Source organism: Bradyrhizobium canariense (genome assembly GCF_018130465.1).
In the GTDB taxonomy this organism is placed as follows: domain Bacteria; phylum Pseudomonadota; class Alphaproteobacteria; order Rhizobiales; family Xanthobacteraceae; genus Bradyrhizobium; species Bradyrhizobium canariense_C.
On sequence record NZ_JAFCKJ010000009.1, the window covers coordinates 199,398 to 213,128 of the forward strand.

Annotated in this window: 12 protein-coding genes; 2 read left to right on the forward strand and 10 right to left on the reverse strand. The window is 62.7% G+C overall.

Features of this window, described 5'->3' with window-relative positions:
• Positions 1-23 precede the first annotated feature (23 nt).
• Entirely contained in the window at positions 24-1,223 is a 1,200-nt protein-coding gene (locus JQ591_RS23655; RefSeq protein WP_211398376.1) for an HAD-IIIA family hydrolase, read from the forward strand.
• On the opposite strand, the gene pseF is transcribed toward JQ591_RS23655, so the two are convergent.
• The 10 genes from pseF to JQ591_RS23705 are packed head-to-tail and all read right to left on the reverse strand — an operon-like array spanning position 1,220 to position 11,368.
• Positions 1,220-1,924 (reverse strand): pseudaminic acid cytidylyltransferase, encoded by a 705-nt coding sequence (gene pseF / locus JQ591_RS23660; protein WP_211398377.1) that lies wholly within the window; start codon positions 1,922-1,924, stop codon positions 1,220-1,222. The two genes, JQ591_RS23655 and pseF, sit on opposite strands and share 4 nt — an antisense overlap.
• Complete coding sequence (gene pseC / locus JQ591_RS23665; protein ID WP_211398378.1) at positions 1,921-3,099, reverse strand: UDP-4-amino-4,6-dideoxy-N-acetyl-beta-L-altrosamine transaminase; 1,179 nt, start codon at positions 3,097-3,099, stop codon at positions 1,921-1,923. The genes pseF and pseC overlap by 4 nt, the downstream gene beginning before the upstream one ends.
• On the reverse strand, positions 3,096-4,097 hold the full coding sequence (pseB, locus tag JQ591_RS23670) for a UDP-N-acetylglucosamine 4,6-dehydratase (inverting) (RefSeq protein ID WP_211398379.1): 1,002 nt from the start codon (positions 4,095-4,097) through the stop codon (positions 3,096-3,098). The genes pseC and pseB overlap by 4 nt, the downstream gene beginning before the upstream one ends.
• A 51-nt stretch (positions 4,098-4,148) precedes the next feature.
• Complete coding sequence (locus JQ591_RS23675; protein ID WP_211398380.1) at positions 4,149-4,988, reverse strand: SDR family oxidoreductase; 840 nt, start codon at positions 4,986-4,988, stop codon at positions 4,149-4,151.
• Between the two features lie 13 nt (positions 4,989-5,001).
• Positions 5,002-5,763: an SDR family NAD(P)-dependent oxidoreductase gene (locus JQ591_RS23680; protein WP_211398381.1), complete on the reverse strand. Its 762-nt coding sequence runs from the start codon at positions 5,761-5,763 to the stop codon at positions 5,002-5,004.
• Positions 5,760-6,608 carry a sugar phosphate isomerase/epimerase family protein gene (locus tag JQ591_RS23685; protein ID WP_349630398.1) on the reverse strand — a complete coding sequence of 283 codons (849 nt, stop codon included), beginning with the start codon at positions 6,606-6,608 and terminating at the stop codon, positions 5,760-5,762. The genes JQ591_RS23680 and JQ591_RS23685 overlap by 4 nt, the downstream gene beginning before the upstream one ends.
• Positions 6,605-7,369 carry an SDR family oxidoreductase gene (locus JQ591_RS23690; RefSeq protein WP_211398382.1) on the reverse strand — a complete coding sequence of 255 codons (765 nt, stop codon included), beginning with the start codon at positions 7,367-7,369 and terminating at the stop codon, positions 6,605-6,607. The genes JQ591_RS23685 and JQ591_RS23690 overlap by 4 nt, the downstream gene beginning before the upstream one ends.
• Positions 7,362-8,051, reverse strand: coding sequence for an acylneuraminate cytidylyltransferase family protein (locus tag JQ591_RS23695; RefSeq protein WP_211398383.1), 690 nt, complete (start codon positions 8,049-8,051; stop codon positions 7,362-7,364). The genes JQ591_RS23690 and JQ591_RS23695 overlap by 8 nt, the downstream gene beginning before the upstream one ends.
• Complete coding sequence (locus JQ591_RS23700; RefSeq protein WP_249137527.1) at positions 8,051-9,970, reverse strand: N-acetylneuraminate synthase family protein; 1,920 nt, start codon at positions 9,968-9,970, stop codon at positions 8,051-8,053. Before JQ591_RS23700 ends, JQ591_RS23695 begins: the two co-directional genes overlap by 1 nt.
• 21 nt (positions 9,971-9,991) lie before the next feature.
• Positions 9,992-11,368 carry a CBS domain-containing protein gene (locus JQ591_RS23705; RefSeq protein WP_211398385.1) on the reverse strand — a complete coding sequence of 459 codons (1,377 nt, stop codon included), beginning with the start codon at positions 11,366-11,368 and terminating at the stop codon, positions 9,992-9,994.
• 475 nt (positions 11,369-11,843) lie between these two features.
• On the opposite strand from JQ591_RS23705, the gene JQ591_RS23710 reads away from it, so the two are divergent.
• Entirely contained in the window at positions 11,844-13,727 is a 1,884-nt protein-coding gene (locus JQ591_RS23710) for a hypothetical protein (RefSeq protein ID WP_211398386.1), read from the forward strand.
• The last annotated feature ends 4 nt before the right edge of the window (positions 13,728-13,731 follow it).

Below are 13,731 nucleotides of genomic sequence, written 5' to 3' on the forward strand. Positions count from 1 at the left end.
CCTGGCCTCGTCAAGGGGGCTCTGTGCTGAGGCAGGCGGTCATTCTGGTCGGCGGACTTGGGACGCGACTGGGGGAGCGGACAAAGCTGCTTCCCAAGCCGCTATTGGAAGTGGGCGGAAAATCCTTTCTGGACCATCTCCTCGACGAGGTATCGCGCTATCCCAGCATCGAGAAGATATTGCTGCTGGCGGGGCACCGTGCCGATCTGGTGGTTGAGCGCTATCATGGCAAGATGTGGCGTCATGCTGCGGTCTCGGTCGTGTCCGAGCCGACGCAACTCGGCACCGGTGGTGCGCTGAAGCACGCAGGCGTGCAACTGGAGCCGCAGTTCCTCCTGATGAACGGCGACTCCTTTTTCGACTTCAACCTGCTCGACCTTGCAGCGTCTGGCTCGCCGGCGATGGTGCGCGTCGCCTTGAAGAAGGATCATCCCGGCGATCGCTACGGCCGCGTTCTACTCGAGCGCAACAGCGTGAAGCGCTTTCTGCCGCCGGGAATGCAATCCACCGGACCGATCAACACGGGCGTCTATCGCATCGATCGCAGTATCCTGGATCTGATTGACGAGCTGCCGTGCTCGCTCGAGCAGTCGGTTTTTCCGCGGCTGGTCGAGATGGGGCAGCTGGAAGCCGCCCTCTATGACGGCTTCTTCATCGATATCGGCATCCCCGAGGATCTGGATCGCGCTCAGTGCGAGCTCCCAGCAAAAATGCGGCGCCCTGCGGTGTTCTTCGATCGCGATGGCGTCCTGAATGTCGACAAGGGGTATGTGAGCAAGATCGAGGATTTCGAGTGGATCCCCGGCGCGCGCGAAGCCATCAAGCTGTGCAACGACCGCGGCTATCTCACCTTCGTGGTCACCAACCAGTCAGGTGTCGCCCGCGGCTACTACGGCGTCGATGCGGTTCACCGCCTGCATGACTGGATGAGCCACGAGCTGGCGGAGGTCGGCGCTCATATCGACGAGTTCCAGTATTGCCCTTATCATGAAGACGGAACCGTTGAACAATGGCGCCGCACCAGCGACCGACGCAAACCGGCGCCCGGGATGATCCTGGACTGCCTCGGCGGCTGGCCGGTACAAATCGAATCGAGTTTTTTGGTCGGCGACAATACGCACGACGTCCAAGCGGCGGTCGCGGCCGGGATAGCAGGGCATCTGTTCAAAGGCCCCGATCTCGAAGCCTTCGTCCGTCCGCTGCTCGGCGCCGGCCAGGGTTAAGAGGTTGCCGGGGAATCCCCCGCGACGGCGCGAAACATGAACTCCGCTTGCTCCCAGTCTTCCTGCGTGTCGATGTCCTGCACCAGCACGCGCGGCAGCACCACGCCGATCGATCGTGGCGAGAACACGGGCACGTCGTCGAGGAAGGCGCGGGCGGTGCCCCAGTAGAACTGACCCGCGTCGTGAAAGGCCGGCTCAAGGTCCTGCGATCGTGTCATGCGGTGTTCCGGATAGAGCGAGTCGACCCGGCCGTCCGAGGTCAGGCGCACAGCGCGTTGAATCGGAAACGCATAATGGGTGATGGAGAAAGCGAAGGCGGCGTCGGAACCGATCAGTCGCTCGTAGCCCTCGCGGATGAAGCGGTCCTGAATCAGTGGCGCGGTCGCATAGATGGAGCAGGCGTGCGTGACGTCAATCCCTCGCTCCACGAACCAGCCGATCGCGTGCTTGATCACCGAATTGGTTCCCGTGAAATCGTCGGCGAGTTCGCGGGGCCTGACGAACGGCGTTGTAGCGCCGAAACCGCGCGCGACCGCGGCGATTTCCTCGTCGTCGGTCGAGACGACGATCTCGTCAAACAGCGCGCTCTTTTTCGCCGCGGCAATCGAATAACCGATGATGGGCTTGCCGCAGAACGGCCGAATGTTCTTCCGCGGAATCCTCTTGCTGCCGCCGCGCGCTGGAATGACCGCGATCTTCACGCGAGGATCTTCGTAAGCGCCGCGACGACGGTGTCTTGCTCGTCATTCGTCATCTTCGAGAACAGCGGCAGCGTGATGGCGTCCTGGTAGTAGCTCTCTGCCTCCGGGAACATGCCGAAATTGAATCCAAGGCGCTGATAGTAGGGCTGGGTGTGTACCGGAATGTAGTGCACGTTGACCCCGATACCTGCGGCGCGCAACGCCTCGAAGACCTGGCGCCGACTGAGCTTGATTTCGTTCCGCCGCAGCCGGATCACGTAGAGGTGCCAGGCCGAATTCGTGTCCGGATGCTGCCATGGGCAGATCACTGGCAGTTTCGCAAGAAGCGCGTCGTAACGCGCCGCGAGCTCGCGCCGGCGCGCGACAAAGGCATCGAGCCGGTCGAGCTGGCTGGCGCCGAGTGCTGCCTGGATGTCGGTCATGCGGTAGTTCAAGCCGAGCTCGACCTGCTCATACATCCAGGGACCATAGCGGTCCTCGTTCGAGCGCCGCTCGTCGATCGGATCGTGCTGCACCGGGCGGACGATGCCGTGAGTGCGCAGGTAACCGAGGCGCTCCGCCAGTCCGCGATCGCTGGCGAGGATCATGCCCCCTTCGCCGGTCGTGATGATCTTTACCGGGTGGAAGCTGAAGATCGCCATGTCGCTTAGTTGGGCGGCGCCGATCTTTCGTCCCAGATATTCGCCACCCACCGCGTGCGAAGCGTCTTCAATGATGCGAAAGCCGTAGCGGTCTGCGAGGGAGCGGATCTCTGTCATCTCGCAGGACTGCCCGGCAAAATGCACGGGAATGACGATCTTTGGCAACCGTCCCTGGACGCTTGCCTGCGCGAGCTTCTCCGAGAGCGCCGTAACGCTCATGTTGTAGGTCCGGGGATCTATGTCGACGAAATCGACGCTGGCTCCGCAATAGAGCGCGCAATTGGCCGAGGCAACGAACGTGTTCGGCACGGTCCACAAGATGTCGCCGGGACCGAGATCAAGCGCAAGGCAGGCAATATGAAGCGCCGCAGTTGCGTTCGATACCGCGACGGCATGTTCCGCGCCGCAGTAACCGGCCATTGCCTGCTCGAAGCGTGGCCCAGCCTGCCCTTGGGTGAGCCAGTCCGACTTCAGCACCTGAGTGACCGCATCGATATCCTGTTCAGAGATATCCTGGCGCCCATAGGGGATCATTGCACGGCAATCTCGTTGAATTCCCTGATCTCGGCAACGTCGAGGAAGTGATCGTTCTTACCGGAGTTGTATTCGAATCCGTCGGACACCGCCTCGCCGTGTTCACCGATCGAGTTAGCGAGATAGTCGACATCTCGGCGGAAAAACTTGATCGTCGGTTTGATCACGAAGTGATCGTGGAATTTCAACGTCAGGTGCGAGTCGTCGGTAGGGCACATGACTTCATGGAGCTTTTCGCCCGGACGGATGCCGATCACCCGGGTTGGAAGTGCGGGGGCCATGGCCTTCGCCAGGTCGGAGATGCGAACCGAAGGGATCATCGGAACGAAGATCTCGCCGCCCGACATGCGCTCAAAGCTCCTGGTGACAAAGTCGACACCTTGCTGCAGCGATATCCAGAAGCGCGTCATGCGGGGATCGGTGATCGGCAGATGATCGGCACCGGCCGCGATCAGCTTGTTGTATAGCGGCACGATCGATCCGCGGGACCCGACGACATTGCCGTAGCGGACAACGCTGAACCTTGTGCGGTGACCGCCGGCCATGTTGTTGGCGGCGATGAACAGCTTGTCCGAGGCGAGCTTGGTCGCGCCGTAGAGATTGATCGGCTGCGCGGCCTTGTCCGTCGATAGCGCGATCACCTTCTCGATGTCCGACTCCAAGGCCGCCTGGATCACGTTCTCCGCGCCATGAATGTTGGTCTTGATGCACTCCATGGGGTTGTATTCGGCAGCGGGAACCTGCTTCAACGCCGCGGCATGGACAACGAAGTCGATCCCCTTCATGGCGGTACGAAGGCGCTCGCCGTCCCGTACGTCGCCGATGAAGTAGCGCATCGCAGGCTGATCGAATTCCTGCTGCATCTCATACTGCTTCAGCTCGTCGCGCGAATAAACCACGACGCGACGCGGCTTGAAGTCCTTGAACAGGCAGCCGACGAACTTCTTTCCGAACGATCCTGTGCCTCCGGTGATCAGAATGGCTTTATCATTGAACATGTTAGCTCTTGCGCCGGATCGGTTTTTTGGGGGAAATGGGAATGGCGGTGGTTACCACACACTCCTGCCGCCGTCTATGACCAGGTTCTGACCGGTCATGTAGCTCGACGCGTCCGAGCAGAGGAACTGCACGGCGGAGCGGTATTCGTCGACCTCGGCCATGCGCCCCATGGGAATCAGGCGCGTCAGCCGATCGACGAAGGCGGGGTCCTGGTTGTTGAAGACGCCGCCCGGCGAGATCGCGTTGACGCGCACGCCGTGATCGGCCCAGTAGGTCGCCAGATATTTCGTCAGCCCGATCAAGCCGTGCTTGATCACCGAGTACGTCACGGGTTTCACCGGCTGTTCTTCTTCGCGCGTCACCTGCGGTTGACGATAGAGCCGCTGATCCGGCGCGATCACGCCGAGATCGGAGGCGATGTTGAGGATCACGCCGTGCCCGCGCCTGGCCATCTCGCCGCCGAACACCTGCGCGCACAGCATCGCGCCGGTCAGGCCGACGGCGATCTCGGTCTGCCATTGCGGAACCGGGAATGCCTCGAAGCGCGAGGAGTGCATGACGCCCGGACTCGACGTCACCTTCGGGTCGATGGCGGCGTTGTTGACGAGGATGTCGATGGTGATGCCGAGGCCTGCAAGCTGCTCGTTCGCAGCGCGCACCGAGTCGAGCGAGGTGACGTCGATCGCAAGCGCGATCAGATCGGCTGAAGCGGCGACCTGCTTCAGCACGGCAACGGCGGCTTCGGCCTGCGTCAAGCCGACGTCGGTGACGACCACGCGCGCGCCGGCTTCGCTGAGCGCTGCAACATGCTGCTTGCCCAACAGGCCGCCGGCGCCGGTCACGAGCGCGGTCCGTCCGGTCAGATCGTAGCGGGAGGAGGGGTTTGCCATCGAAGGCTCCTGTTCAGCTTCTGAGCTGGCCGCCGTCGGCCACCATCACGCTGCCGGTGATAAAGGCGGCGCGGGGCGAAGCAAGGAAGGCGACGACGTCGGCGATCTCCTCGGGAGTGCCGAGCCGGCGTAGCGCCACCTCGCGCTGGAGCATGTCGTCGACCGCTTGCTTGTTTTCGGCGATCTTGCGCGCCCAGGTACCGTCCGGACTCAAGATGTTTCCGGGAGCGACCGCATTGATGCGGATGCCTTCCAGCGCCAGGGGCCGCGCCAGGCCGCGCACCGTCGCATTCAGCGCCGCTTTGGCGGCGTAGTAGGTCACCGGCGCGCCGAGTGCGGCCATGCCTGCGATCGAGGAGATGCAGACGATGGCGCGGTCGCCGCTGCCACGCGCCATCAGCGGCCGGGCGGCCTCCATCATGTTGGTGGTGGCGAAGAGATTAAGGTCCATCATCCGCGACCACTCCGCCGCGGTTTCCTTCCCCGGGGGCACGGAAGCGCCGCTGCCGACGTTGCAGACGAGGATGTCGAGCCGGCCCCACTGCTTTTCGACGTCCTGAACAAGGCCGGCGGCGGCGGCGGGATCGGTGACGTCGGCAACGTGAATCGAGCTCCGCCCGCCGACGGCCGCGCGCGCGGCGTTCAGCGCATCGGCGCCGCGCGCCGCAAGCGCGACCTTGGCGCCTTCTGCCGCGAGCGTTGTTGCGATTGCAAGCCCGATCCCGCGGCTGGCGCCGGTGACGAGAGCGACGCGATCGTTCAGCTCGAGCTTCATCGCGCGGCGTCCTCGATCCAGCGGACCGTCATGTCTCGGTATTTCGCCAGCGCGCCGGCGTGGTCGCCGTCGGCGGCGCGCGCGGTTTGCAGAATGTATTGGCCCTTGTAGCCGGATCGCTCGATCAGCCGGATCGTCTTGGCAAGGTCTGCGTTGCCGGTGCCGAGCGGCACGGTCGTGCCGCCGCGAATGCGGTCCTTCACGTGCACATTGAGGATGCGCGCTGCATAGGCGCTGATCTCCTCGTCGCTGTCATAACCAAGCGAAGCGCTGTTGCCGCTGTCGTAATTGATGCCGAAGATATCAGCCGGAAAGGCGTCCATGAAACGGGCGAGCTCGCGCGGCGGCAGATCGGATTCGAAGGCGATCTTGACATTCCGTCTTGCAAGCTGCTCGGAGCGGGCGAGCAGCACGCGCTTCAACGTATCGCTCTCGCTCTCGCGCTCGATCTTGCCGTTGTCGACCAGCGGAATCACGACGAATTCGATGCCGATGCGGCTGCAGGAGGCGATCAGGAGATCGAGGTCGGCGACGAGCGCGTCGCGCACGACGGCATCGACCTTCCAGAACGGCGCCTGCATGAAGCAGTCGCCGGTCAGGCTCGGAATCCGCACGCCGTTCTCGCGTGACAGCGCCAGAATGTCCTGTTGGCCCGGCTCGGTCGTCAGCGGGTTCTCGCGCAGCCGCTCCTGGTCGATGGTCCATTCCATCCGCGTCAGGCCGAGCTCCTTCGCACGCGGAAACTCATTTCGCCACTCATCCCAGGGGAATGCCTGGATCTTGCCGTCGACGAGAGCCGAAAGCCTGCCTTGCATGAAGCCGATGCGTTCGAGCGTTGCGGTCACGGTTGCTTGTCCGAGCTGATGGCGAGGCCCTTTGTGGTCCAGCCGCCGTCGATGAAGAGTTCCTGTCCGGTCACATAGGCAGAGGCTTCCGACGCCAGGAAGACGGCGGCGCCCACCATGTCGGCGGGCTGTCCCCAACGGCCGAGCATGGTGTGGCGGCGCCTCGCCTCGTGCATGTGGGGATCCGCAAAACTCTTCGCGGTCATCTCGGTCGCGACATAACCGGGTGCGAGCGCGTTGACGCGGATGCCGTCGGGCGCATAGTCGGCGGCGAGCGCACGCGTCAGTCCGGCAAGACCGGCCTTCGCCGCCACGTAGCCGGGATTGCCGGGAAAGCCGCGGACCGAGTTGATGCTGGTGACGTTGACGATCGCAGCAGAGCCCGCGTTCTTCAGAAGCGGATGAGCGGCAAGGATGGTGGCGTAGACGCCGGTGAGGTCGGTTGCGACCGTAGCTCGGAAGCGCACGAGCTCGCCCTCGGCGCTTTGGGCCGGCAGGCTGATGCCGGCGGCGTTGACCAGCGCGTCGATGCGTCCGCCTTGCGCGGCCACGGTGCGGAATGCGCTCTCGATGGCCTCATCATCGGAGAGATCGCAGGCAATGGCGCTCACGCCCTGTGGTGCGGTCCCGGAACGGCTGAGGCCGAACACTGTAGCGCCCGCATCTCGCAGGCCGGTCGCAATCGCAGCGCCAATGCCGCGGGAGGCGCCGGTGACGACCGCGATCTTGCCGGCGAGAGAGAAGGCGTTCAGGTTAGGCATAGCCGTAACTACGCATGATGGCGGCGCAAAGCTTGACGTCCTCGGGGCGGTCGATCTGGAACATCTTGTGACGATCCATCACGTGAAAGCCGATCTTGCCGCCGAGACGATTGTTCTGCTCGCGCAGGAGTGACGGGATCAGGACGTAGAACGAGCCATTCTCCAGGTAGCGCTTCTCGATCTGCTGCCGCATGCGGCGGTTGTGATAGTCGTAGTTGATCGGCTCCGGCCCGCTCGCACCGATACGCCAGTTGAAGTAATCCTCGACCTCGCAAACCGAGAGCAGGCTGTCGAGATGGTCGCGATCGAAGGTCGCAAGCGCATTCTCGATGTCGCTGGACTCGCGGATCGGTGAGGTGGCCTGGAGCGCGACGATCCGCTCGAACCGTCCCATCCGCTCGTCGGTCGCATTGAGCGCGTGCAGCCAGGCGGATTCGGAGGAGGCGAGGTCACCCGAAATGTCTTCGGGGCGTCGCACGCCGATGGCGCCGGCAGCTTCCGCCGCGGTGAGGATATTGTCGCTGTCGGAAGAGACTGCGACGACGTCGACGCCGCGCGCCGCGCGTGCCTGCTCGACCGTCCAGGCGATCAGCGGCTTGCCGCAGAGATCGAGCAGGTTCTTGTGCGGAATGCCCTTGGAGCCGCCGCGCGCGGCGATCACGGCCAGCGTCTTGCGCGCCATCAGATATGCCCCTCGAGACGCTCGAGCGCGATCCAGAAGCCTTCGCCCATGTTCTTGTGGCCCTGCCAGATTTCGGGGATGAAGGAAGCGGTCGGCGCATGCTTGCGCAGCACCCGTCCGATCTCGTCGAAATCGATCTCGCCTTCGCCGACCTGGAGCCCTTCGCCGTCGAGCCCCTTGGCGTCCCCGAAATGCAGATGCGCGGTGTGCGGTCCGAGCTGGGCGAGGCCTTGCGCGAAGTCGAAGCCGAAATGGTTGGCGGCGAGCTTGGTGTGGGAGATGTCGACGCACATCCGCAGATCATGCTTGGCGCAAAATGCCGCCGACTCTTCCGGGAAGATGAAGATATTCTGGTGGCGCTGGCCGCCGAAATGCCAGGGGAACGGCGCCATGGTCTGCGGCGTCAGCTCGACACCGTCCATGTCGAGTTCCTTCAGGCTCTGGGCGAAGATGCGGTAACGCTCGGCCTTCTCCTCCGGCGGCAATGGCTCGTCCATGGTAAAGCCGCCGATATTGGCGACGATCGGCGGGCGCTTCGTCTTGGGGAAGAATTTCTTCAAGCCACGGGTGATGTCGATTACCGCCTGGGTTTGCTCCAGCGAATAGCGCCGCAGCGCCTCGTCGGGGGTTGCGAGGTCCATCAGCTTGGAGCCGGCAAACAGCTCCGGCGCATGCACGACGAAGCCGAGATCGTAGGTGCCGGAGAGATACGCCGCGGGATCGCGCTCCATGTCGCTGTAGCTGAGATGGAACTCGATGATGTCAGGCTCGCAGATCTCCAGGAAGCGCTTGGTATCGTGATAGCGCACCGGCACGCCCCAGGGCCGATCGAAGCGGTAGCGCCGCGCTTTTGCGGTGCCGTCGTCGAGATCGCTCTGGAAGAAATAGTCGTCGGTCGCCATCGCCCGCGTCAGCTTGCGGCCGAGCAGCGCCGGCATCTTCAGCGGCGACAGGCCCTGACCCGGGCTCTTCACGGCGATGTCGCTGTCGGAGATCACGGTGCCGGACGGAAGGTCGCGCGCGGCCACCAGGCTCTTGGCAAGGTTTTCGCGGTTGATCAGCTCACCCTGGCTCAGCGCGCGCTCGGCCAGTTTCTCGCCGCGCGCCGCCTCCACCTCGCGGATGCCCGAGACCAGCGTCTTGAATTCCTCCGGCTCCAGGCTCGCGGCATGGTCCGGACCTTCCATCTCGCGGTCGAGCGTGATGTGGCGTTCAATGACGACGGCGCCAAGCGCCACCGCGGCCGTCGAAACGGCAACGCCGCGTTCGTGGCCAGAATAGCCGACGACCGGATGGATCTCGCGTAGCGTTTCCATGAAACGCAGATGGATGTTGTGGAGCGCGGCCGGATAGGTGCTCTGGCAGTGCAGCAGCACGTAGCTCGCATCGCGGTCGTCGAGGAATTTCGCTGCAGTCTTGATTTCGTCCGTCGTGCTCATGCCGGTCGAGACGATCAGCGTCTTGCCGGTGGCGGCAAGGCATGCGAGCAGCGGCAGATTGGTGAGGTCGGCGGAAGCGACCTTGTAGGCCTGCACGCCGAACCCCTCGAGCACCGCGACGCTCTTTGCGTCCCAGGGCGTGCAGAGATACTGGATACCCTTTGCTGCGCAGTACTCGGCGATCTTCTTCTGCTGCGCGATCGGGAGCTCGAAGCGGCGCAGGAGATCGAGCGTATATTCGACGGCGAGGTCGTCGTCCTTCCCGGACAGGCTCGACGCGCGATAGACTTCGTCGAGCTTGCGCATCTGGAATTTTGCACAATCGGCACCGGCTGCGACCGCGGCATCGACCAGCGCAATGGCGCGATCGAAGTCGCCATTGTGGTTGTTGCCGATCTCGGCGATGACGTAGCAGGGCTCGCCATCACCCAGAAGACGGTTGCCGATGCGGACCGGGGCAGGCTGGTTGGGCGATGTCATCAACATTCTCGTCTCATATCGTCAGGCGAAACGCGCGGGAAAGCGCGACTTCCACGTCCGCAGTCCGTTTTCTTCGAACATGATGCGCGAACAGCTGTGCCCCTGCTGTTCCAGTGCGGCAATGAGCTGGTAGCGCTCGAACGGACGCACGAAGAACATGAAGTAACCGCCGCCACCTGCGCCCAGCAGCTTGCCACCGACCGCGCCGTGCTGTTTGGCGAAATCGTAGATCGCGTCGATTGCATCCGACGAGATCTTCGAGCTCAGCTTCCGCTTGGCGTGCCAGGCGTCGTCGATCAGCCGGCCACATTCCAGCAACTGGCCGCGCAGCAGATGCCGACGGATGTCGCGCGTCACTTCCTTCTGCTTGGCGGCCGCGGTGACTGCGTCGCTGGTCTCGTGCTGGGCCTTCTGGTCGCGGTGGATGGCGCCGGAATCGCGGCCCGAGCCGGTGTAGCAGAGCACCAGGCTCTCCTCGAGCTCGGCGATGATGTTGGGATCGAGACGAAGCGGCACGATGGTGTTCTGGTCGGAAAAGAACTCCATGTGATTGAAGCCGCCGAACACGGTGGCGTACTGGTCCTGCCAACCGCCGGGAATGTTGAGCATCAGCCGCTCGGCCTGGAATGCCATCTCGGCGACCTCGTGACGATCCCACTGGTCGCCGCGAAATTCGTTGAAGCAGCCGATGATGGCGGACGAGACCACTGCCGAGCCGCCGAGGCCGGAGCCGACCGGGAAGTCGGCGGACACTTCGAGCTCGAAGCCGTAAGTCGGCTTGATCAGGCGCACGACCGACTTGATCAGCGCGAGATCGCCGCCCGAGCCGAGTTCTGCGAGATCGTCGACCTCGATCGTGCAGCGGAAATCATGCGAATAGATCCGGATGCTGGGATCGCTCCGTCGCCGCAGCGTCGCGTGAGCGTACATCTTGATCGTGGCGTTGATGACCGCGCCGCCGTCATTTGCCACGAAATAGTGCGTCAGGTCGGTGCCGCCGCCGGAGAAGCTGATCCGCACCGGCGAGCGCGCGCGCGCGAACACTTCGCTCTCTTCCGACAGGTTGAACAGTTCGCGGCTGAACACGTCGACCAGCCGTCCCTCGCCATCGAGGATCGGCACCACGTGCACGCGCTGGTCGAGCAGTTTGAGGATCTGCTCGCGCGGCCCGCCGGCATGCGCCCAGACGAAGCTGCGGTTGACGCAGGTTGCGACCCGGTCGTGGATCGTGATGCCCGTCAGCATTCGCCTGCGGATGTCGCCGTCGGTCACCGCGCCCACGATCCGCCCGCCCGCATCCTGAGCAAACAGGATGCCGAGCATGTTGGCGTTGAGGCGCCGAAACGCTTCTTGAATCGTCTCGGTCTCGGCGATGATCACGAGGCTCGTGTCTATCAAGGTCGCGGATCCAAAAAGGTTAGGTAATTCCGGTCCTTATCCCCGGCCGAGCCGTTCGAAAAGGTCTGAACCACGGCCTTGATACGCCAAGGTGGGCAGACGACGCAAGTTGCCCCTCGGGCGCAACTCCCGATTGCCGCGGAGAGTACCGATCTGAGTGGTACAAGGCCCCACATTCTTGGTGTTTTCGGAACGGCGCACTGGTCGCAGTGCCCGGAATTGGCTATTCGGCGTCCTGTGTCGTTCCACGAATTAAGCGCTTCCCCAAATCGGGTTGTAGAAGGGTCGAGCCTGCATGTTTTCTCCCCAGGACCCACAGGAAACGCTGGATCGGGGTTCCGGGGCGAGCCAGGTCTCGTCTGAAGCAGCCTCTATTTGCTTCGCGGCGATCTTCACATGCGTGATGTCAGCGACATCGGCCATAGCATGTGCAATCGTGCGCTGGCCATTAGGAAGTCCCCACTGGTTTGTGTTTGTGAAGTCGTTTCTGCTGTTGGCGGCGGCAGTCTCCTGCCTGATGGTGCTGACCTCGCATCGCCGACATCAGCACCGCACGAGCCATGCCAAGGTGGTTCTCTCGGCCATTGCGATCATTTTTCTGCCGTGCCTCGCTTGGTTCGGTCCCGTCTTTGCCGACATCATCGTCTATCCGATTTTGCTTGGAACGGTGTTCTTGGGCCTGCAGCGCGCCATCGTGGTCGTGCGCGACATGGCACGACGCACGACGATGCTGGCCGTTGTTTGCGGTTGTGGTGCGGGGATCGGTTATTTCTTCGTGGTGAACTCAAAGGGGTATGCCACTGTCCTCACGCCGGAACAGGCACTAACAGGCCTGCAGCACCTCGACACGCTGTTTCATGCGTCTATTGCCAACATGCTCGTTAACTCCGGGCATTTGAGCACGGGATTGGACGGCTTCATGCCGATCAAGTACCATGTGCTGTCCCACATCTGGATGGCATGTATCGGCCTGTGGCTCGGCGTCACGACTCTCGACGCCTATTATCTCGCAGCGCAAATCATAGCCATCCCGTTGTTGCTCTTCGCCTTGATCATGGCAGGCTTGCTGCTGCGGCGTCGAGCAGGAGGATTGACTGACAGCGCGCTAGTCACGTTGGTCCCGCTCTTGCTCTTGATGGTTGCCGATCTCTGGGGGGAAACTTCGTATCTTGTTTCTGAAAGCTATTTGATCTCTCTCCTTCTGCTCTTGCTTGCGACGCCGCTGCTTGCAGAGATTGCCGATGAGCGATCATCGCTCGGGCCTCCCTTGATAGCCCTGGCGATCGCGGGAACGTTGGTTCTCTTCTCAAAGATTTCAGTCGGCGTGATCTTTTGGGGAGTCGTGGGATTTTTACTGTGGCGACGACTGGGATTGACTCTTCTGAATTTCATCAGAGTTGCGGCCCCCATTGCGCCACTGGTCGGGCTTGCCAGCGTAATCAGTTCCCCCGACGCCGGCACTTATGTCCTTGCGCTCAGTCCGCTCAGTTTTGTGCGTGAGTATCCGCGCGCCGCGCTTCCAAACATCGCGGCCAATCTCGTTCTGCTTTATGGTGCCGTGCGCCTTTGGCTCGCCGGGTCGTTGGGCGAGAAACGGCTGGCGGAAGCACTTGCACTCTTTGCGATGGGAAGCCTCGTTCCAGCTCTCCTGCTCGACATTGCGGGAGGCTCGGCTTTCTATTTCGCGAATGTCGGGACCTTTGTCTGTATCACCTTCTTGACGGCCTATGGCGCTCCGATGCTCGAAAGGCTGCAGCTTCGGGCGTTTACTCCCGGCATGATACTGGTCGTGATCGTCTTCATTGCCCTCGCGACGAATGAGAAGAGACGCAGTCCCATCGAGTTCACGAGACAGTTTCAGGAATTGCGCGCCCGGGCCCATGTGCTCGCCGGCAGGGGTGATGTGGCGCCGTTGCCGACCTTGCGCGCGATGGCAGCGCTGCTTTCGCCCGCCGGTAGCGTTCGCGGAGAGATTGGCGATGACGTGAGGCATACGCCGGGAGCGCAGTCGATACAGACGTTGCTTTCATTGAGTGCGGGGCAGACGCACCGTACCGCGGTGTTCGTCGCGCCGGACGATCGGTCGTTCTGGACGAACAATATCGACTGTCGAGGGGATCCGTTCTTCGTTCCAGCAATCCTCGGCGTGCCGATGCTGAAAGGGCTCAGCCCTCCAGAATTCAAGTGTGCGAGGGATATCTACTACACGGCCAGCCTCTACGAAAACGATGCGATTTCGGAAGTCGCTGGCGACGCGCAGCTTTGCGCGAGGGCATCGAGATTCGGGCTGAATACCATTCTGGTCCTGTCGGCTCCGGGCGAGGGTCGGAGAATGAGCTGCCCTGTCTCGAAACAGTAAGCTG

Bases quoted from the DNA above. Each gene is read 5' to 3' on its own strand.
- pseC (WP_211398378.1), bottom strand. From the start codon at position 3,099: ATGATCCCCTATGGGCGCCAGGATATCTCTGAACAGGATATCGATGCG.
- pseB (WP_211398379.1), bottom strand. From the start codon at position 4,097: ATGTTCAATGATAAAGCCATTCTGATCACCGGAGGCACAGGATCGTTC.
- JQ591_RS23675 (WP_211398380.1), bottom strand. From the start codon at position 4,988: ATGGCAAACCCCTCCTCCCGCTACGATCTGACCGGACGGACCGCGCTC.
- JQ591_RS23680 (WP_211398381.1), bottom strand. From the start codon at position 5,763: ATGAAGCTCGAGCTGAACGATCGCGTCGCTCTCGTCACCGGCGCCAGC.
- JQ591_RS23690 (WP_211398382.1), bottom strand. From the start codon at position 7,369: ATGCCTAACCTGAACGCCTTCTCTCTCGCCGGCAAGATCGCGGTCGTC.
- JQ591_RS23695 (WP_211398383.1), bottom strand. From the start codon at position 8,051: ATGGCGCGCAAGACGCTGGCCGTGATCGCCGCGCGCGGCGGCTCCAAG.
- JQ591_RS23700 (WP_249137527.1), bottom strand. From the start codon at position 9,970: ATGACATCGCCCAACCAGCCTGCCCCGGTCCGCATCGGCAACCGTCTT.